Source organism: Pseudomonas sp. GNP012 (assembly GCF_054343835.1).
Genome location: NZ_JBTGUU010000001.1, coordinates 2,626,967 through 2,644,616 on the forward strand (window position 1 = coordinate 2,626,967; position 17,650 = coordinate 2,644,616).

A 17,650-nucleotide genomic window follows, 5' to 3' on the forward strand; every position below is an offset into this window, starting at 1 on the left:
TGGCACTGCGCGGCAGCAGGATCAAGCCAAACTCTTGCTGACCACCTCAAACACATCACTGGACAACTGCCCCGAAGCCCGAATCCGCTCCAGCTCGCCCTTCATCAAAGCCTGCCGAGCGCTCTCGTACTTGCGCCAGCGAGTCAAAGGCGCCAACTGACGCGACGCGATCTGCGGGTTAAACCCGTTCAACTCGATCACCAGATCCGCCAGGAAGCGATACCCGGAACCATCCGCCGCATGGAAGTTGATCAGATTCTGCCCGGCAAACGCGCCGATCAACGCCCGCACCTTGTTCGGGTTCTTGATGTTGAACGCCGGGTGCTGCATCAACGCCTTGACCCGCGCCAGTCCGCCCGGCAACACGCTACCGGCCTGGACACTGAACCATTGGTCCATGACCAGCGGGTTGTCCTTGAAGTGCTCGGCGAAGCTGGTCAGGGCCTTGGCCTTCTCGGCTTCGAACGGAGAATTGACCAACACCGCCAGCGCGGTCAGGCGCTCGGTCATGTTGTCGCACGCGTCGAACTGCTCCAGCGTCGCCGCCAGAACCTCCGACTTGCCGCTGAGCATCAGGTACGACAGCGCAATGTTCTGCAAGGCACGGCGGGCAAAATGTTCCGCCTCGGCCACGTACGGTGTTTGTTTCGAAAGTTCGCGGTTGGCCTGGTAACGCAGCCACAAGCCTTCGAACAACGCGTCAGCCAATTGCTTGCGGGCAAACTCGCGGGCGCTGTGAATGGCTTCGACGTCCGCCACTTCGCTGATTTCGGTCAGGTACGCTTCGCTTGGCAGCGAGAGCATTTCGGCGACCATGGCCTGATCTAACGACTCGTCCGAGAGCACAGTGCGCAACGCCGACACCAGACGCTGATCGAGCACCAGCGCTTCGCCCTTCTGCTGCTGGGCGATCAATTCCTGCAGCACCTGCACCGACAGTTGCTGGCCGGCATCCCAGCGGTTGAAGCCGTCGCTGTCGTGCTGCATCAGGAACATCAACTGGTCGCGGTTGTACGGGAAGCTCAGTTTCACCGGCGCCGAAAAGCCACGTAGCAACGACGGCAGCGGTTGTTCGGCGATGTCGACGAAGGTGAAGGTCTGTTCGGCTTCGGTCACCGAGATCACCCGTGAAGTGCCTTGCGCGGTGGTTTCACCAGCCAGACGCAGGGCAATCTCGCCACCCTTGCTATCGAGCAGCCCCAGCTCGACCGGGATCACGAACGGCAGTTTTTCAACCTTGTCCGGGGTTTGCGGGCAGCTCTGGCGGAAGGTCAGGCTGTAGGTTTTCGCCGCGGCATCAAAGGACTCGCTCACCGCCAGACGCGGTGTACCGGCCTGGCTGTACCAGCGCTTGAACTGGGTCAGGTCGACACCATTGGCATCTTCCATGGCCTTGATGAAGTCATCGCAGGTCACGGCCTGACCGTCGTGGCGTTCGAAGTAAAGGTCGCTGCCTTTGCGGAAGCCTTCGGCGCCGAGCAGAGTGTGGATCATGCCGACCACTTCCGAGCCCTTTTCGTACACGGTCAGGGTGTAGAAGTTGGAAATCTCGATGAAGCTGTCCGGGCGCACGGCGTGGGCCATGGGGCCGGCGTCTTCGGCGAACTGGTGGGTGCGCAGGTACGCCACGTCCTGGATGCGCTTGACCGTGGCCGAGTTCATGTCCGAGGAGAAACCGGCATCGCGGAACACGGTGAAGCCTTCCTTGAGCGACAGCTGGAACCAGTCGCGGCAGGTCACGCGGTTACCCGACCAGTTGTGGAAGTATTCGTGGGCGACGATCGCCTCGACCCGCTGGTGCGCGGCGTCGGTGGCGGTTTCGGCCTTGGCCAGCACGGCGCTGGAGTTGAAGATATTGAGGCCCTTGTTCTCCATGGCGCCCATGTTGAAGTCGTTCACGGCGACGATCATGAAGATGTCCAGATCGTACTCGCGACCGTAGACCTCTTCGTCCCAGCGCATGGACTTCTTCAGGCTGTTCATGGCGTGCTGGCACTTGTCGATGTTTTCCGGCTCGACGTAAATGCGCAGCGCCACGTTGCGCTCGCTCATGGTGGTGAAGCTGTCTTCGACGCACCACAGGTCACCGGCCACCAGCGCGAACAGGTACGCCGGTTTCTTGAACGGGTCTTCCCAGGTCGCCCAGTGCCGGCCATCTTCGCCGGGGCCGGAAGCGATCGGGTTGCCGTTGGACAGCAGCACCGGATAGCTGTGCTGCTCGGCGACGACCGTGGTGGTGAAGGTGCTCATCACGTCCGGGCGGTCGAGGTAATAGGTGATCTTGCGAAAGCCCTCGGCCTCGCACTGGGTGCAGAACATCGTGCCGGACTTGTACAGGCCTTCCAGCGCGGTGTTGGTTTCCGGGTGGATCCTGACACTGGTATCGACCGTGAAGGTCGCGCTGGTCGGGTGCAGGGTCAGGTGATTCTCAGTCAACTGATACTGCGCGGCAGAAAGCGCCTGGTCGGCCAGGGTGACCGACAGCAGTTCCAGCTGCTGGCCGTCCAGCACCAGCGGCGGCAGTCCCGGGTCACGCTCGGGGTTGCGGCGCATCACCAGTTGCGCATGGACCAGGCTGTGGTCCTCGTACAACTCGAAGGTCAGGTGTGTTTCGTCGATCAGGTACTCGGGCGCCTGATAGTCCTTGAGGTAGATCATCTTCGGTTGTTCGGTGCGCATGCTGGAGTCCTTACTGAAGCACGGCGAGCTGGTAAGCCGTGTATTTACGAATGTTGATCACGCCGGTGTCGAAGATCAGGTATTGGCCCTTGACCCCCATCAGCGTGCCTTCGGCAATCGGGTTCTTGTCCAGGTTGAAGCTGACAATCTTCGCCGGGTATTGTTCGACCGGGTAGCGGATTTCCAGAGGTTCGACGCCGGTAACCGTCTGGATCGCCTGCAAGCCGAAACGTTCCTGCAACCCTTGCAAGCCTTCGGCGCAGCTGTCGAACAGTTGATCGCGGACCTCGGCCAGGTTGACCGCCGCCGCATCGCCCTTGAGTAAAGCACGCCAGTTGGTCTTGTCCGCCACCTGGCTGCGAAACAGATCCTCGACGAAACCCGACTGTTGCCGGGTTGAGACGCGCACGATCGGCAAGGCCTGGCTCGCACCCTGGTCGAGCCAGCGGGTCGGCAACTGGGTAGCGCGGGTAATCCCGACTTTGATCCCCGACGAGTTGGCCAGGTACACCACGTGATCGGTCATGCAGAACTTCTCGCCCCACTCCGGCTCACGGCAGGTGCCGGCGTCGAAGTGGCAGCGCTCCGGGCTCATGATGCACAGGTCACACTGGGCCAGTTTGGTCATGCACGGGTAGCAGTAACCCTGGCTGAAGCTGGTCTTGGTCTTGCGTCCGCAATGGGTGCAGTGGATCGCCCCCAGGTATTCCAGGCGCACCGTGGTACCGATCAACGGATTGACCGGGACCTCGGTTTCGCCCAGACGGAAAGCGTATTGCACGTTCGGCCCGTCAAGGCGTGCCGACATTTTGCTGATTGCACCGCGGCCAATCTCGATCAATGGATGGCATCCGACTTGAACAGGATGTTCGGCACTTCGATCGACTTCGAGGCGCATTCCTGCGGCCCCATGTAGCCGGTACGCTGGTCCTCGGGCAGGTTCTGGATTTCCCAGGCGATCATTGCCTGCAGCGACAGCTCGCGTTGTTCGGCGGTGAGTTTGCCACCGTCGGACCATTTGCCGATTTCCACGGCCAGTTTCAGGCTTTCGTAGATATCGGGGGTGATGTTCTGGATCATTTCGTTAAAAGAGGACATTGGGTCTCCGTCTCTTTATTGCATGTTCTTGAATTAGGCGGCCAGTTTACGGCGGTTATACAAACCGCCCAACAAACCGGTGAAGCATCCGATGAGTAACCCGCTGACGTGGGCCGCGTTGGCGATTTCGCCGAAGCCGATCATCGAGACCAGCCCGGACAGGCACAGCAGCAACCACACCAGCATCATCACCAGCACGCCGCGCGGCAGGCGATAGGCCGGGTTCGGCGCCAGCAACTGGAAGATCCAGCAATGCCCGAGCAGGCCGTACAGTACGCCGGACAAACCGCCGAACAAGGTCGGGCCGCTGAAGGAGTACTGGGCGTAGTTGGACACCAGGCTGAACAGCAGGGTCAGGCCGATCAGGTTGATGCTGCCCTGGCGCGACTCGATGCGCCGCCCCAGTTCCCAGTACCACATGCCGTTCATCGCCAGGTGCAGGATGCCGAAGTGGATCAGCATCGGCGTGAACAGGCGCCACCACTGCCCCGCCGCCAGGCTGTCGGCCAGCGGTGTGAAGTGGATGTATTCGCCGACTACGCGAAATTCGAGGAAGGTCAGCCAGCGCATCGTTTCCAGGTTGTCACCGAGCAAGGTGATCGCACCGACGATGAGGCTCAGCAGCAATACCAGTGCAGTGGCCCTGGCGTATTTCAACTGTTCGACAAAGCCCGGACGCTTGACGGTCTGCGCCACCGGAATGTCCAGTTGCTGATCGGGATCGCCCCCAGGAAACCGTTCGTACAGTGCGCGCACGTCTTCACTGATATTGTCCGGCACCCACAGCACTTGCTCGCCCGCTTCTTCGCTGACCCGATGGGGCACTTGCATGCGTTTGAGCAAGTTGACGAACCCGCTCAAGTCCACTGCCAGGGGCAGACGCAATACCGCTACAGCACTCATTGCAGCACCTCCGGCCGCTCGACATCGACCCAGACGAATTTATCCGGATCGAGGCGGGTTTCCTGATCTAGTCGGTAGGCAACCAGTTTGCCGTAGAGCACTGCGCTGTAATCCAGGCAGGCCAGGTTCGGGCGGATCGGTGCCGGCTTGCCGCTGCGCCAGTAATGGCCGACGAACAACAACGGTTCATCGACGCCATAGCGCAGCAAGCTGTTCTTTTCAGTGGACGTCAGCGGCGTCCGGGCCACGGGCTCAGGCAGCGCGTCCGGCTGGAACACGATGTCGCCGTAGGTTTTCGGATCGTCTTCCCAGAACTTGGTGCGAAAGAACGAACGCACCAGGCCGTCGCCGCTGGTCATGGTCAGGCCATGGGGCAAGCGCATGTCGGTGCCGCGCAGCAAGCGATCGAACACGGTGCAGGCAAACGAACCCGACTCCGCCGATGCCTGGAGAAAATGCTCGTCGATACAACCGTTGGGGAACAACGCCCGCAGCGGCTCGATCAGCCCGGCATCCCAGCAGGCGTGGACCACACGAAAACGCCCGGCATCGACGAACAGCGGCAGCTCATAGAACCATTGCTGGAAGTCGTGCCAGTCAGCCGGATGGCCTTCGAACTGGGTCAGGGTTTCTTGCAGCAGGCGGGCATGGCGCGGCGTGTGCTCGCGCACGAACTGCTTGCCGCTGCCGGGCAGTGCCGGCGTGCTCCAGCCCAGCGCATTGAACTCATGGTTGCCCATGATGCACAGCGCCTGACCGGCCTCGACCATGTCGTGGACGATGTGCAGCGCCTCGCGAATCCGCGGGCCGCGGTCAATGATATCGCCGACGAACACCGCCATGCGCGAGGCATGCCGCCAGACGCCACCCTGTTTGTGATAGCCGAGTCGGTCGAGCAAGTGCTCCAGGGTCAGGGCGCAACCGTGCACGTCACCGATCAGGTCGTAGCTACGCGCGGGATCGAGCATCAGTCGCCTCCACCCCCCAGCTTGCTGCCCCAGCCGAGCTTGGTCCGGCAGACTTCGTAGTAGTTGTGGTCGAGCGGGTGAATCAGCCGCAGTTTCTGGGCTTTTTTGCTGACGGTAATGGTGTCGCCGGGCGCGCAGGTGAAGTGGTTCTGCCCGTCACACGAGACTTGCGGGTAAATCTGCATATCCTTGGACACGACGATTTTCAGCTCACTGTTGCCATCGACCACGATCGGTCTGCCCGACAAGGTATGGGGGTACATCGGCACAATAACAATAGCGTCGAGCTTGGGGTGCATGATCGGCCCGCCGGCAGACAACGCGTAGGCGGTGGAGCCGGTCGGCGTGGCGACGATCAGGCCGTCGGCCTTCTGGCTGCAGACGAACTGGCCGTCGATGTACAGCTCGAATTCGATCATTCGCGTGGATTTGCCAGGGTGCAGCACGACGTCGTTCAGGGCATCGCCCTGGCCGATCGCCTCACCGTGGCGGCGGACCTCGGCCTGCAGCAGGAAGCGGTTTTCCACCAGATAGTGGCCGTCCAGCACTTCGGCGACCTTGGCTTCCAGCTCGTCGGGGCGGATGTCGGTCAGGAAACCCAGGCTGCCCCGGTTGATGCCGAGCACCGGAATATTGTGTTTGGCCAGCGCCCGGGCAGCGCCGAGCAGACTGCCGTCACCACCGACCACGATGACCATGTCGCAGACTTCGCCGAGCATCTTGCGCGACGAGGTTTGCAGGCCGTGCCCTGGCAGCACTTCGGCGATGGTGTCTTCGAGGATCACGTGCAGATGACGATCGAGCAGAAACCGTTTCAGTCGGCGGACGGTATCCAGCACCTGGGAACTGCCCAGGCGACCGATGATGCCGATATTGCGAAATTGCTCCATGAGGCTCCTGCGGGGATCTGTGTGGCGGCGAAAACCACGATTATGGGCGAAAGCCGCTCATAGACAAAATCCTTTCAGCTTCAAGGGTGTGCCCGGGTTTCGGGCTATGCTCGCAAGATGATGCTATTTCCGGATTTGCTCCACCTGCCCCATCAGTTACGCCATCCCGAAGTGCGTGACCTGGCGTGGGTCATCCTCGCCCCGCCCATGCTGGACGATACCCCGTGGCCGCAACGTCACCCGTTGGCCGGCAGCGACTGGGTGCAGGCTCCCGACCGGCTGGAGCAGTGGCTAAGGCAGCTGGACCGGGACAGTTATGGCTTGCTGCATTGGCTGGCCCAGGCCCGCACCCGCCGCCTGGGTCTGTACTACGAACGCCTCTGGCAATTTGCCGTGCAGCACGCGCCGGGCATTGAGCTGATTGCCGCCAACATGCCGATTCGCCGCGAAGGGCACACCCTGGGTGAACTGGACATGCTGCTGCGCGACCGCGACGGGGTGCATCACCTGGAACTGGCGATCAAGCTCTACCTCGGCCCGCAATCGGGCGACGGACACGACACCGCCCAGTGGCTGGGCCCGGGCTGCCACGATCGGCTCGACCGCAAACTGGCGCACCTGAGCCAGCATCAGTTACCGATTTCCGCACGTCCCGAGAGCCGTGAAGTACTGGCGGCGCTGGATATTCAGGCCTTCAGCGCCCATTTATGGCTGGGGGGTTATTTGCTGTACCCCTGGCCCGGACAGGCCGCCCCGCCGTCGGGTGCCCATCCGCAGCATCTGCGCGGTCGCTGGCTGCATCAAAAGGACTGGCCGGCGCTAATTGCCCAAAGCCCGCCCGGTCGCTGGCAACCCCTGCCCCGCCATGCGTGGCTGGCACCGGCGCACTATTGGGCGGAGCACACCTGGACCCCTGAACAAATGCGGGCATGGCTCAATGACCTTGACCCGCTGGCGCCGGCACAACTGCTGGTGCGCCTGACGGAAAATGCCAGCGGCGACTGGGAAGAGGCCGAGCGATTGTTTCTGGTGGCGGATCTTTGGCCGAATGTGCCGGGACAGGGTTGAGTCCAGTATTGCCTGAGACGGCCTCTTCGTCGGATCGCCGCCCGGACCAAGCTCGCTCCCACATTGGGCCTCAGCCGAACACAAGTCTTGTATCCACTGAGGATCCCTGTGGGAGCGGGCTTGCTCGCGAAGGGGCCAACACGGTCTAAAGAGATAACCACCCAGCGCTTTGCAGGCCAAAGCGCTGGCAAACGACCATCAGACTTTCTTGTGCTGCTCGACCCATTGCCCATAGGCATTGATGAAACTTTGCAGAAACGGCTTGACCGACTCGGACAGCTTGCCCGCCTCGTCGAATGCCGTACCAGCGTTCCCCAGATAGGCCTCAGGTTGCTGCATCAGCGGCACATTGAGGAACACCATGGATTGACGCAGGTTGTGGTTGGCACCGAACCCGCCGACGGCCCCCGGCGAAACGCTGATAATCGCGCCCGGCTTGCCGTTCCAGGCACTTTTGCCATAGGGACGCGAACCCACGTCAATCGCGTTTTTCAACGGTGCCGGCACCGAGCGGTTGTATTCCGGGGTCACGAACAGCACCGCGTCGGATGTACTCACTTGTTGTCGGAAAGTGCTGTAGGCTGCCGGCGGTGAAGCGCCATCGATGTCTTCGTTGTAGAGCGGCAGATCGCCAATTTCGACGATGTTCAGCTTCAGATTGGCCGGTGCCAGTTCAGCCAGGGCCCGTGCGACCTTGCGGTTGATCGATTCCTTTCTCAAGCTGCCGACCACGACGGCGACCGAATAGACGTTGCTCATGGGAATGTCTCGACTGTCCGATATGAAGAGCTTGTAGTTATAGATGACGATTCAAGCAGCGGCCGACTGAAAAACGCCGTCCCTGACTATTTTTTTCCTGTAGGAAAACTTACCTCACCCAGACACGGTCTACAGAACCGCAAATTGAGTGATTTATCTCCAGAGGTTCTAAGCAGATGGCAGCAGTACTTGTCGGTCAGTTCCATGCAAGAGACGCGCAAGGCCGTATTTATTCGGTGCACGAGTTCCAGGAATCCACCCCGGCGGTAGACGGTTCCGGGCCTGTCACCACTTATAAGCTGGCCATTGGCGACCGTGTCAACAAGGTCGACGACAATCAATTCATGCTGGTGCAAACCGGCGTGACCATTACCCGCGAACCGCAAACCGTCAGCGCCTCATAACCCGTCGTTATGAGCAGAAGTCATATGCGCGGACTTGGGGTAGGATTCAGCCACTGACTCCTCCACCTGCTGAACATGGACTTCACGCATGCGCTTACGCCATATCGAAGTGATCCAGGCGCTCCTGCAGACCGGTCACCTGGGCACCGCCGCCGAATGGCTGCAGTTGCCAGTGACCGAAGTCGAGCGCTTGCTGCGCGACGCCGAGGATCAGTTGGGGTTCATGTTGTTCGCCAGCGTTCGCGGACGATTGCAGGCCACCCGCGAAGCGCAGCAACTGCAGGTGGAAATTGCCCGGGTCTACGACGCGCTCGAACCGGTGCAGCGTCTGGCCAACAGCCTCAGGCAATACCTGGCGCCGCCGCTGCGCATCATCTGCACCCCGCCCCTGGCCAACCAATTGTTGCCACACAGTATCGCAGCCCTGCGCCGACGCCTGCCCGAAGCGCCTTGCACACTGCTGAGCCAGCCGACCCGCGAGATCGTCAAAAGCCTGCTGCTGCGTGAAAGCGATCTGGGCCTGAGCCTGCACGACCCCGATCACGCCGACCTCGATTGCCAAGTGATTGCCCAGGGCAAACTTCAGTTGCTCGCCCCCCATGGCTGGCTGCAACCGAAACAGAAATACATTTCACTGCAGGACCTGGCCGGTCAATCGATGATCGGCCTGGAGGGGCACGACCCGCTGAGCCCGGCACTGGAAAACAAACTGCACGGCTTGCGCCCTGCCCCGGTGATCCAGACCCGGGTGCAGACGCACCAGATGATGCGCAGCATGGTCGAGGCCGGCGAAGGACTGGCCATCGTCGACCCCTTTACCGCCCTCGGTGCCAAAGCCTCGGGACTGGACAGTTGCCCGCTGGCACCCGCCATCCCGGTCAGTCTCTACGCCCTGTCCCTGAAAAACGCCGAAGCGTCTCCGGCGGTTCAGGCCCTGTTGGCCATCGTCACGGAACAAGCCGCGGCGATGCTGACGAACTGAGCGGGTTTTCCAGCGGGTTTTCGAACAATCGATACCAGAACAGCGCCACTTCGGCGGTGTTCGGATCGATGCCGCGATAACGCAGGTGGTCGATCCCGCCGATCACGTAACCGCAGCGCTCATAGAGCCGGCAGGCCCCCAGGTTGTTGTTCTGGGTTTCGAGCATGATGCCCGGGAGTTTCTTCTTGCGGCTCCAGAACTGCGCCACATCCAGCAGGGCCTTGGCCACACCGTGCCGTCGGGCCGGTGCATGCACCGCCAGTTCGTCGATATGGGCAAAGCCGTTCCAGTTGGTACTGACCACCAGGTGCCCCACGGGCTGGTCATCCAGATAAGCCATGAAGATCGCGCTGTCGGCGGCATTGCGAAAGCTGCTGAACTCCTCCGGGTCGATGCCGTAGCACTTGCGATAAGGCGTGATCGGCGTCACCGGCCACTGTGCGACCGGTTTGCCGATTTCGGCCGCACCATAGGCCGCGACTTCGAAACTGAAGTCACTGCCCCAGATGTACGCGGCAAAACCTTCATCGGCAACCCGTACCGACAACCCTGGGTAATTCGGATTTATAACCGGCTGCATACTGGGAAAGGTCCTCACTCCTTGATGCAATCGACGGTGTAGCACCGCCCACTGCCCTGATCTTCGTGTTGCAATCCGTGCACATCAGCAACGAACCCCGGGAAACTGCTATCGAACGTGCGGGCAAACGCCAGGTAGTCGATGATCGAGCGGGTCGACTCGGTAAAGCGTTCACCCGGCATGATCAACGGAATGCCGGGTGGATACGGCACCAGCATCACCGCGGCGATCCGTCCGTGCAGCGCATCGATCGATACGGCTTCGACTTCACCGCGCACCAATTGATCATAGGCGTCCGCCGGCTTCATCGCGACTTCCGGCAGTACCGTGTACATGCGCTTGAGGTGCCTGGCGGTGGCATTGCTGCGATAACAGGCATGCAACTGATCGCACAGATCACGCAGGCCCATGCCCTGATACCGCGCGACCTTCTCCTTCGCCACGCAAGGCAGGCAACTGGCCAGGCTGACGTTGGCGTCATAACTGCGCTTGAACTCCAGCAATTCGGTGAGCAGCGTGCTCCACTTGCCCTTGGTGATGCCCATGGAGAACAACACCAGGAACGAATACAGCCCGGTCTTCTCAACCACCAGGCCACGCTCCCAAAGGAACTTGCTGACCACCGCCGCCGGAATCCCGCGCTCGCTGAGGGCGCCACCGGCCGTCAGCCCCGGCATCACCAGCGTGACCTTGATCGGGTCGAGCAGCACATAATCGTCAGTCACGCCGCCAAAGCCGTGCCAGTCGGCCTCCGGCTGCAGCAACCAGTCCTCGGTGACGACCCGCTCGATGCCTTCTGCCGACGGCGGTTGCCAGATCGAAAACCACCAGTCATCAGCGGCAATGTGCTGGCGCAAGTTAGCCAGCGCCCGGCGAAAACTCAGGGCTTCGTCGAACATTTCCTGCAACAGCGAACGCCCCGCCGGCCCCTCCATCATCGCCGAAGCCACATCCAGCGAGGCGATGATGCCGTACTGCGGCGAGGTCGAGATGTGCATCATGAACGCTTCGTTGAAGCGATCCCGGTCCAGTTGCCGCGCGCCGCCGTCGCGAACGTGAATCATCGACGCCTGACTGAAGGCCGCCAGCAACTTGTGGGTGGAATGGGTGGTGAACACCAACGGACTGCCTTCATCACGGGACGTGCCCATGCCGTAGCGCCCGGCAAAAAACTCATGGAACGCCGCATAGGCGTACCAGGCCTCGTCGAAGTGCAATACCTCAACACTGTTGCCCAGTTGCTGCCTGATCAGTTCGGCGTTGTAGCAAAGGCCGTCATAGGTCGAATTGGTCACTACGGCGAGCTTGACCTTCGGTGCACGCCCCTTGGTCAGCGGACTGGCATCGATCTTGGCCTGGATCGATTCGCGGCTGAACTCGCTCAGGGGAATCGGGCCGATGATCCCCAGCTCATTACGCTCCGGACACAAGTACAGCGGGATCGCGCCGGTCATGATGATCGAGTGCAGCACCGACTTGTGGCAATTGCGATCCACCAGCACCAGGTCATCGCGAGCGACCACCGAGTGCCAGACAATCTTGTTGGCCGTGGACGTGCCATTGATCACGAAAAAGGTGTGATCGGCGCCGAAATTACGCGCTGCACGGGCCTCGGCTTCAGCCAGGGGGCCGGTATGATCGAGCAAGGATCCGAGCTCCGGCACCGACACCGAAAGATCCGAGCGCAGGGTGTTTTCCCCGAAAAACTGGTGAAACGCCTGCCCGACCGGACTTTTGTGATACGCCACGCCACCGCCGTGACCGGGGGTGTGCCAGGAATAGTTGGAATCCGCGGTGTGCTGCACCAGGGCCTTGAAGAATGGCGGCAACAGGCCATCAAGGTACTTGCGCGCAGCACGGGCCACCTGCCGGGCAAGAAAGGGCACGGTGTCTTCAAACAGGTAAAGAATGCCGCGCAACTGGTTGAGCTCGGCCATGGCATCGGCGGGCGCGTTTTCCAGGGTCACTTTTTCGCCCAGGGCGAAGATCGGCAGATCCGGCGCACGCACTCGCGCCAGACCGATCAGTTCGGCCATGTTTTGCAATAAATGGGAATGGGTGCTGGCGTCCTCAGACGCTATCAGCATGCAGGACAGGCCATGGTAGGTCGACGCCACCAGTCGTCCTTCGGTGTAGTTCACCGCCGAAACGACGCTGAACCCTTCCTGCTCCAGCTCCCGGGCAATCCCCCGCACGCGGTCGCCGGCGACGCTGTCGGACTTGATGTCGCGATGGACAATCAGGACCGGGAATTTCAAATCTTTATACATGAGGCTCAGTGTCCTGAGACGGCAGACCAGAGCCTGCCAATCACCTCAGGGTAGAGTGTTGCAGCGCAAGTGGCGAGCGGGATGCACCACTTTGTGGCGACGAGAGCGCTTCCCTGTGGCGAGGGGGCTTGCCCCCGTTGGGTCGCGAAGCGACCCCCAACAATCTTTCGGATAAACCGCAGAGAATGGAATTACGTCTGCTTCGCAGCCGAACGGGGCCAAGCCCCCTCGCCACAAAAGCCATTCACCAAAAGACTGGCGTCAGGCCTGGGCTTCAGCCTCAGCCAACTGCACCCACAACGCCGGGGCACCAGCGGATTTGCCGATGATTTCCAGACGCGCCGCGTGGCGGGCCAGGTCGTCTTCGCTGGCGCGGATGATGCGCGTCGGCTGGCGGTCCGCCGGCAAACGACGGATTTCGGTGGCCGAATTGTCCGCCCCTTCACCGGAGCCGTTGCCATCGGAGGCGTTACCGGCCAGGGAAAGGCTGGTCTGCCCGCCGGTCATGGTCAGGTAGACGTCGGCGAGAATCTCGGAGTCGAGCAAGGCGCCGTGCAGCTCACGGCCGGAGTTGTCGACGCCATAACGTTTGCACAAGGCGTCGAGGCTGTTGCGCTGCCCCGGGTGACGTTCCCGGGCCATCATCAGGGTGTCGAGGATCGTGCAGTGCTGCGTGATGTCCGCGCGGTCCTGCTGCCCCATCAGGGCGAATTCGTTGTTGATGAAGCCAACGTCGAACGCCGCGTTATGGATGATCAGCTGCGCGCCCTTGATGAACTCGAAGAATTCTTCGGCCACCTCGGCAAAACGCGGCTTGCCCACGAGGAATTCGTTGGTAATGCCGTGGACTCCGATGGCGCCCTCGTCACTTTCGCGATCGGGCTGCAGATACACGTGAAAGTGCCGGCCCGTCAGGCGGCGGCCGATCAACTCGACACAACCGATTTCGATAATCCGGTGGCCGTCGGTCACCGGCATGCCGGTGGTTTCGGTGTCGAGTACAACGGATCTGGTGGCCATCAGTGCTCAGCTCTCAATCGGTCAATCGTGCAAAAGCGGTGATGTTAACACGCTCGCCCGGGTCTTTCAGGTGGACCGTGTTGCGCCCTTCGCGAGCGGGCTCGCTCCCACAAGGGCTCTTCGGCATATGGAGATCATCTGTGGGAGCGAGCCTGCTCGCGAAGGCCACGACTCGGTCCAGCAGTCGAGCCCAAATCAGTCCTGCTTGTACCCGCGCACTTCGTCGACGCCACGGTTGGCCAACTGGTCGGCGCGTTCGTTGCCGTGATGGCCAATGTGCCCGCGCACCCATTTCCAGGTGACCTTGTGGCGGTTGACCTGCTCGTCGAGCAACTTCCACAGGTCAGCGTTCTTCACCGGCTCCTTCGCCGCGGTTTTCCAGCCGCGCTTCTTCCAGTTGTCCATCCACTCGTTGATGCCTTTCATCACGTACTGGGAGTCGGTCACCAGCAGCACCTCACAGGGACGCTTGAGCTCTTCCAGGCCACGGATCGCGCCCATCAGCTCCATGCGGTTGTTGGTGGTATTGGCTTCGCCGCCCCAGAGTTCCTTTTCAACGCCCTTGCACACCAGCAGTGCGCCCCAGCCGCCAGGGCCGGGGTTGCCCTTGCAGGCGCCGTCGGTGAACAGTTCTACGCTATCGCTCATGCCAATCTATCCAGAAAATGCGCTGGCCCGCCGATCGCAGATCGACGACGCCCGAAGCCGGGACAGGCCCGGCCGCAAATGAAAAGTGTGTATTACGGTTCGATGTTGCGACGGTTGACCTTGGCCATCGGCAAAGGAATCAACTTGCCCATCGGCTCGCGCCGCTCCTGACGGACCGGTCGCAGGCCCACCACGATCTTGCGCGCCACCAATAAATAGAAGCCGCCGCCCGACAGTTGCCAGTCACCGGCCCTGCGCTCCCATCCGGCCAGGCGGGTTTGCCACGCCGCAGACGCAAGCGGCGGACGATAGCACCCGAAGCGGCGTTTCTCCAGCGCGAAGCCCAGCAGGTTCAGCCAGTCCGCGACCCGTGACGGCGAAATGCAGCGCGCCTTGCGCAGCCCATCCTGGGCAAACACATGCCGCAGGCCCCAACTGCTCCAGGGATTGATGCCGATGATCAGCAGATGCCCGCCGGGCCGCACGCTGCTTGCCGCCTCGCGAAGCAACCCGTGGGGCGACAGGCAGAAATCCAGGCCATGCTGCAACACCACCACGTCGGCGGCGTGCTCGCTCAGCGGCCAGGCCTGTTCTTCACAGACGATCTCGACCCCCGGCAACGGCGCGCCAAGGCGTACGTTGCGCTGCACCTGCGGCGCTGACGGCGGGGTCTGGGCCGACGGACCGTAATGCACCAGATAGCCACCAAAGAACCGCCCGAGCTCGTCTTCGAGCATGCGACGCTCTTCGTCCAGCAGGAATTGCCCGATCGGACCTTCCAGCCACTCGCGGGCGGCGCTGATCAACGCCAGCCAGTCAGGATCAGCCTGTGCGAACGCTTTATCAGTCATTGCATTCTCCAACGCGCCAGGAAGTTCTAAGATGCGCCATTGTTTTCCGCTTGGCGAATCCGACGATGATACAGATCACAGCCCTGCCCGCCTTCACCGACAACTACATCTGGTTGTTACAAGACCACGGCAGCAAACGCTGCGCGGTGGTCGACCCGGGTGATGCCGCCCCGGTACACGCCTGGCTTGCGGCCAATCCGGGCTGGGTACTGAGTGATATTTTGATCACTCACCACCATCATGACCACGTCGGCGGAGTCGAACAGCTGAAAAAAGCGACGGACGCGAAAGTCTATGGTCCGGCCAGCGAAAAGATCCCGGCGCGAGACGTTGCGCTCAAGGACAACGAACGCATCAGCGTGCTGGGGCTGGACTTCGATATCTTTGCGGTCCCCGGCCACACCCTGGGGCATATCGCCTATTACCATCACGGCTTGCTGTTCTGCGGCGACACCCTGTTTGCCGCCGGTTGCGGGCGGTTGTTCGAAGGCACGCCACAGCAAATGTACAGCTCGCTGACACGTCTCGCGGAGTTGCCGGAAGACACGCTGGTCTACTGCACCCACGAATACACCCTGAGCAATCTGAAGTTTGCCGCAGCCGTCGAACCGAACAATCCGGATACGGCCGAACGCCTGGCCAAAGTCACCCGCCAACGGGAATCCGGGATCATGACGCTGCCGTCGACACTGGCACTGGAAAAGCTCACAAACCCGTTTTTGCGCGCCGGTGAAACATCCGTTAAAGAAAAAGCGGACGAACGGACCGGCACCGATAACTCGGCGCCCGATATGGTTTTTGCTGCGCTTCGCGCTTGGAAAGACACGTTCTAAAGGGGTCCCCCAAGGCTGTAACAATTCTGAAAGGTTGACCGCGCAGGGTGCGCTTTCTAGAATCGCCCGACATTTTTGCCCGGAACTTACTTCCAGCCAATGTCGTCACCTATTCGCAAAGCCATCAGTTCCGACGCATTGACCCGCCTGGCTCAAGCCATTGCGGTGGCTGTGTCCGCCACCCTGGCGGGCTGTTCCAGCCATGCGCCGCAGACCGATGCGGCGCACACGCCGAACGTCGCCGCGCGCGCCAAGCAGAAGCCGATCTGGCTCAGCGAAAAGCCCAGCCCGCAAATTCCACAGGACGTCTGGGAGCGAATGCGCCAGGGCTTCCAGTTGCAGGACGGGCTGGGTGTCAACCCGCGTATTGAGCAGCAGCGCCTGTGGTTCGCCAGCAATCCGTCTTTCCTCGAAAACGCCGGCGAACGTGGCAGCCTCTACATTCACTACATCGTCGAGCGCCTTGAAGAACGCAACATGCCGCTGGAACTGGCCCTGCTGCCAGTGATTGAGAGTGCCTACAACCCGATGGCCTATTCCCGGGCCAACGCGGTGGGTCTTTGGCAATTCATCCCGTCCACCGGGCGTTACTTCAACCTGCGCCAGACCCGTTTCTATGATGGCCGTCGAGACATCACTGCGTCGACCACCGCCGCGCTGGATTACCTGACCCGCCTGCACGACATGTTCAACGGCGACTGGATGCTGGCCCTGGCGGCCTACAACGCCGGCGAAGGCACCGTCAGCCGGGCCATCGAGCGCAACGAGCGTCTCGGTCTGCCGACCGATTACTGGAACCTGCCACTGCCCTCCGAAACCCAGGCCTACGTGCCGAAGTTGCTGGCGCTGTCGCAAGTGGTGATGGCGCCGGAAGCCTACGGCGTGAACCTCAACCCGATCGCCAACGAACCCTATTTCCAGGTCGTCGAAATCAACCAGCGCATGGACCTCTCCAAGGTTGCTGAAGTCGCCAACATCGACGAAGACGAACTGTTCCAGCTCAACCCGGCCTTCAAGCAGCGCACCACCATCGACGGCCCGCAGCACCTGCTGGTGCCGACCTCCAAGGCGCAACTGCTGACCAGCAGCCTGCAGACCATGCGTCCTGAAGAGTTGATCAGCAAGAAATCGCTCAAGCCGGTCTTCGAAGGTGCCGACGACACCCAGGTCGCCAGCGCCAGGCGGTCCTACCGGGTCAAACGGGGTGACAACCTCGGCTCCATCGCCAAGGCCAACAACGTTGACGTGAAGGACCTGCAACGCTGGAATAAACTGACCGGCAAGAATCTCAAGCCCGGCCAGACCCTGGTCATGCAGGACAACAGCAAACGCAGCTCCGGGCGCGTCAACACCGTGATTGCCGCCAACTCCAAAAAGCAGCAGACCAAGTACAAGGTCCAGCAAGGCGACTCGCTGTACATCGTGGCCAAGCGCTTCAACGTCGAGATGCAGCACCTCAAGCGCTGGAATCCTCGTGTCGGCCAGGCGCTGAAACCCGGCCAGATGTTGACGGTGGCCAATCCGCATTAAAAAAGAGCCCCTGATTTCAGGGGCTCTTTTATGTCTTCACAGTTTTTGTGGGCTGCTCCCACAGGGATTGTGGCCCGACCGATATTGCGCATTAATCCCCCGTCTTTTTCCTGTCCATACAAGCTGTTACTGTACGGTCCACAAAGCCCAAGCCGCCTGGATCGGAT

The 17,650-nt window shown here is 61.3% G+C and carries 17 protein-coding genes; 5 read left to right on the forward strand and 12 right to left on the reverse strand.

From position 1 onward, the window contains the following. Positions 1-21: 21 nt before the first annotated feature. From pepN to ACXX83_RS11725, 6 genes are read right to left on the reverse strand one after another with little or no spacing between them, the layout of a single operon-like run. Positions 22-2,679: an aminopeptidase N gene (gene pepN, locus ACXX83_RS11700; RefSeq protein WP_458548536.1), complete on the reverse strand. Its 2,658-nt coding sequence runs from the start codon at positions 2,677-2,679 to the stop codon at positions 22-24. A 10-nt stretch (positions 2,680-2,689) separates the two neighbouring features. Beyond that, complete coding sequence (locus ACXX83_RS11705; RefSeq protein WP_458548537.1) at positions 2,690-3,520, reverse strand: DUF2797 domain-containing protein; 831 nt, start codon at positions 3,518-3,520, stop codon at positions 2,690-2,692. After that, positions 3,517-3,777, reverse strand: a complete 261-nt coding sequence (locus ACXX83_RS11710) for a YeaC family protein (protein WP_007979148.1) — start codon at positions 3,775-3,777, stop codon at positions 3,517-3,519. Before ACXX83_RS11710 ends, ACXX83_RS11705 begins: the two co-directional genes overlap by 4 nt. A 33-nt stretch (positions 3,778-3,810) precedes the next feature. Then, on the reverse strand, positions 3,811-4,680 hold the full coding sequence (locus tag ACXX83_RS11715) for a rhomboid family intramembrane serine protease (protein ID WP_458548538.1): 870 nt from the start codon (positions 4,678-4,680) through the stop codon (positions 3,811-3,813). Further along, complete coding sequence (locus ACXX83_RS11720) at positions 4,677-5,651, reverse strand: metallophosphoesterase (RefSeq protein ID WP_437179756.1); 975 nt, start codon at positions 5,649-5,651, stop codon at positions 4,677-4,679. Before ACXX83_RS11720 ends, ACXX83_RS11715 begins: the two co-directional genes overlap by 4 nt. Continuing rightward, positions 5,648-6,538, reverse strand: coding sequence for an NAD(+) kinase (locus ACXX83_RS11725; protein WP_007979142.1), 891 nt, complete (start codon positions 6,536-6,538; stop codon positions 5,648-5,650). The genes ACXX83_RS11720 and ACXX83_RS11725 overlap by 4 nt, the downstream gene beginning before the upstream one ends. 117 nt (positions 6,539-6,655) lie before the next feature. On the opposite strand from ACXX83_RS11725, the gene ACXX83_RS11730 reads away from it, so the two are divergent. Beyond that, entirely contained in the window at positions 6,656-7,606 is a 951-nt protein-coding gene (locus ACXX83_RS11730; RefSeq protein WP_458548539.1) for a DUF1853 family protein, read from the forward strand. A gap of 198 nt (positions 7,607-7,804) precedes the next feature. On the opposite strand, the gene ACXX83_RS11735 is transcribed toward ACXX83_RS11730, so the two are convergent. After that, entirely contained in the window at positions 7,805-8,365 is a 561-nt protein-coding gene (locus ACXX83_RS11735) for an NADPH-dependent FMN reductase (protein WP_015095368.1), read from the reverse strand. 176 nt (positions 8,366-8,541) lie between these two features. On the opposite strand from ACXX83_RS11735, the gene ACXX83_RS11740 reads away from it, so the two are divergent. Together ACXX83_RS11740 and ACXX83_RS11745 are read left to right on the forward strand one after the other, a co-directional pair. After that, positions 8,542-8,769: a hypothetical protein gene (locus tag ACXX83_RS11740; RefSeq protein ID WP_015095369.1), complete on the forward strand. Its 228-nt coding sequence runs from the start codon at positions 8,542-8,544 to the stop codon at positions 8,767-8,769. Between the two features lie 88 nt (positions 8,770-8,857). Continuing rightward, entirely contained in the window at positions 8,858-9,751 is an 894-nt protein-coding gene (locus ACXX83_RS11745) for a LysR substrate-binding domain-containing protein (protein ID WP_458548540.1), read from the forward strand. Here ACXX83_RS11745 and ACXX83_RS11750 read toward each other — a convergent pair. The 5 genes from ACXX83_RS11750 to ACXX83_RS11770 all read right to left on the reverse strand — a co-directional run bounded on the left by ACXX83_RS11750 (position 9,717) and on the right by ACXX83_RS11770 (position 15,120). Further along, positions 9,717-10,331 (reverse strand): GNAT family N-acetyltransferase, encoded by a 615-nt coding sequence (locus ACXX83_RS11750; protein WP_015095371.1) that lies wholly within the window; start codon positions 10,329-10,331, stop codon positions 9,717-9,719. The two genes, ACXX83_RS11745 and ACXX83_RS11750, sit on opposite strands and share 35 nt — an antisense overlap. 14 nt (positions 10,332-10,345) lie before the next feature. Then, positions 10,346-12,601, reverse strand: a complete 2,256-nt coding sequence (locus ACXX83_RS11755; RefSeq protein ID WP_458548541.1) for an Orn/Lys/Arg family decarboxylase — start codon at positions 12,599-12,601, stop codon at positions 10,346-10,348. Positions 12,602-12,862: 261 nt separating this feature from the next. Continuing rightward, the gene (gene dnaQ, locus ACXX83_RS11760) at positions 12,863-13,621 is read right to left on the reverse strand and encodes a DNA polymerase III subunit epsilon (protein WP_007979124.1); all 759 of its coding nucleotides are present in this window, start codon (positions 13,619-13,621) and stop codon (positions 12,863-12,865) included. A 195-nt stretch (positions 13,622-13,816) separates the two neighbouring features. After that, complete coding sequence (rnhA, locus tag ACXX83_RS11765) at positions 13,817-14,269, reverse strand: ribonuclease HI (RefSeq protein WP_007996378.1); 453 nt, start codon at positions 14,267-14,269, stop codon at positions 13,817-13,819. A gap of 92 nt (positions 14,270-14,361) precedes the next feature. Next, complete coding sequence (locus ACXX83_RS11770) at positions 14,362-15,120, reverse strand: class I SAM-dependent methyltransferase (RefSeq protein WP_015095373.1); 759 nt, start codon at positions 15,118-15,120, stop codon at positions 14,362-14,364. Between the two features lie 65 nt (positions 15,121-15,185). On the opposite strand from ACXX83_RS11770, the gene gloB reads away from it, so the two are divergent. Together gloB and ACXX83_RS11780 are read left to right on the forward strand one after the other, a co-directional pair. Then, positions 15,186-15,953, forward strand: a complete 768-nt coding sequence (gene gloB, locus ACXX83_RS11775; RefSeq protein ID WP_126050797.1) for a hydroxyacylglutathione hydrolase — start codon at positions 15,186-15,188, stop codon at positions 15,951-15,953. Between the two features lie 99 nt (positions 15,954-16,052). Continuing rightward, positions 16,053-17,483, forward strand: a complete 1,431-nt coding sequence (locus ACXX83_RS11780; RefSeq protein WP_015095375.1) for a transglycosylase SLT domain-containing protein — start codon at positions 16,053-16,055, stop codon at positions 17,481-17,483. Positions 17,484-17,650 lie beyond the last annotated feature (167 nt).

What these genes read in the sequence shown, in the direction of transcription:
- dnaQ (WP_007979124.1), bottom strand. Translation starts at nt 13,621, where the DNA reads ATGGCCACCAGATCCGTTGTACTCGACACCGAAACCACCGGCATGCCG.
- ACXX83_RS11740 (WP_015095369.1), top strand. Translation starts at nt 8,542, where the DNA reads ATGGCAGCAGTACTTGTCGGTCAGTTCCATGCAAGAGACGCGCAAGGC.
- rnhA (WP_007996378.1), bottom strand. Translation starts at nt 14,269, where the DNA reads ATGAGCGATAGCGTAGAACTGTTCACCGACGGCGCCTGCAAGGGCAAC.
- ACXX83_RS11730 (WP_458548539.1), top strand. Translation starts at nt 6,656, where the DNA reads ATGATGCTATTTCCGGATTTGCTCCACCTGCCCCATCAGTTACGCCAT.
- ACXX83_RS11755 (WP_458548541.1), bottom strand. Translation starts at nt 12,601, where the DNA reads ATGTATAAAGATTTGAAATTCCCGGTCCTGATTGTCCATCGCGACATC.
- ACXX83_RS11735 (WP_015095368.1), bottom strand. Translation starts at nt 8,365, where the DNA reads ATGAGCAACGTCTATTCGGTCGCCGTCGTGGTCGGCAGCTTGAGAAAG.
- pepN (WP_458548536.1), bottom strand. Translation starts at nt 2,679, where the DNA reads ATGCGCACCGAACAACCGAAGATGATCTACCTCAAGGACTATCAGGCG.
- ACXX83_RS11725 (WP_007979142.1), bottom strand. Translation starts at nt 6,538, where the DNA reads ATGGAGCAATTTCGCAATATCGGCATCATCGGTCGCCTGGGCAGTTCC.
- ACXX83_RS11750 (WP_015095371.1), bottom strand. Translation starts at nt 10,331, where the DNA reads ATGCAGCCGGTTATAAATCCGAATTACCCAGGGTTGTCGGTACGGGTT.
- ACXX83_RS11710 (WP_007979148.1), bottom strand. Translation starts at nt 3,777, where the DNA reads ATGTCCTCTTTTAACGAAATGATCCAGAACATCACCCCCGATATCTAC.
- ACXX83_RS11770 (WP_015095373.1), bottom strand. Translation starts at nt 15,120, where the DNA reads ATGACTGATAAAGCGTTCGCACAGGCTGATCCTGACTGGCTGGCGTTG.
- gloB (WP_126050797.1), top strand. Translation starts at nt 15,186, where the DNA reads ATGATACAGATCACAGCCCTGCCCGCCTTCACCGACAACTACATCTGG.
- ACXX83_RS11745 (WP_458548540.1), top strand. Translation starts at nt 8,858, where the DNA reads ATGCGCTTACGCCATATCGAAGTGATCCAGGCGCTCCTGCAGACCGGT.
- ACXX83_RS11715 (WP_458548538.1), bottom strand. Translation starts at nt 4,680, where the DNA reads ATGAGTGCTGTAGCGGTATTGCGTCTGCCCCTGGCAGTGGACTTGAGC.
- ACXX83_RS11780 (WP_015095375.1), top strand. Translation starts at nt 16,053, where the DNA reads ATGTCGTCACCTATTCGCAAAGCCATCAGTTCCGACGCATTGACCCGC.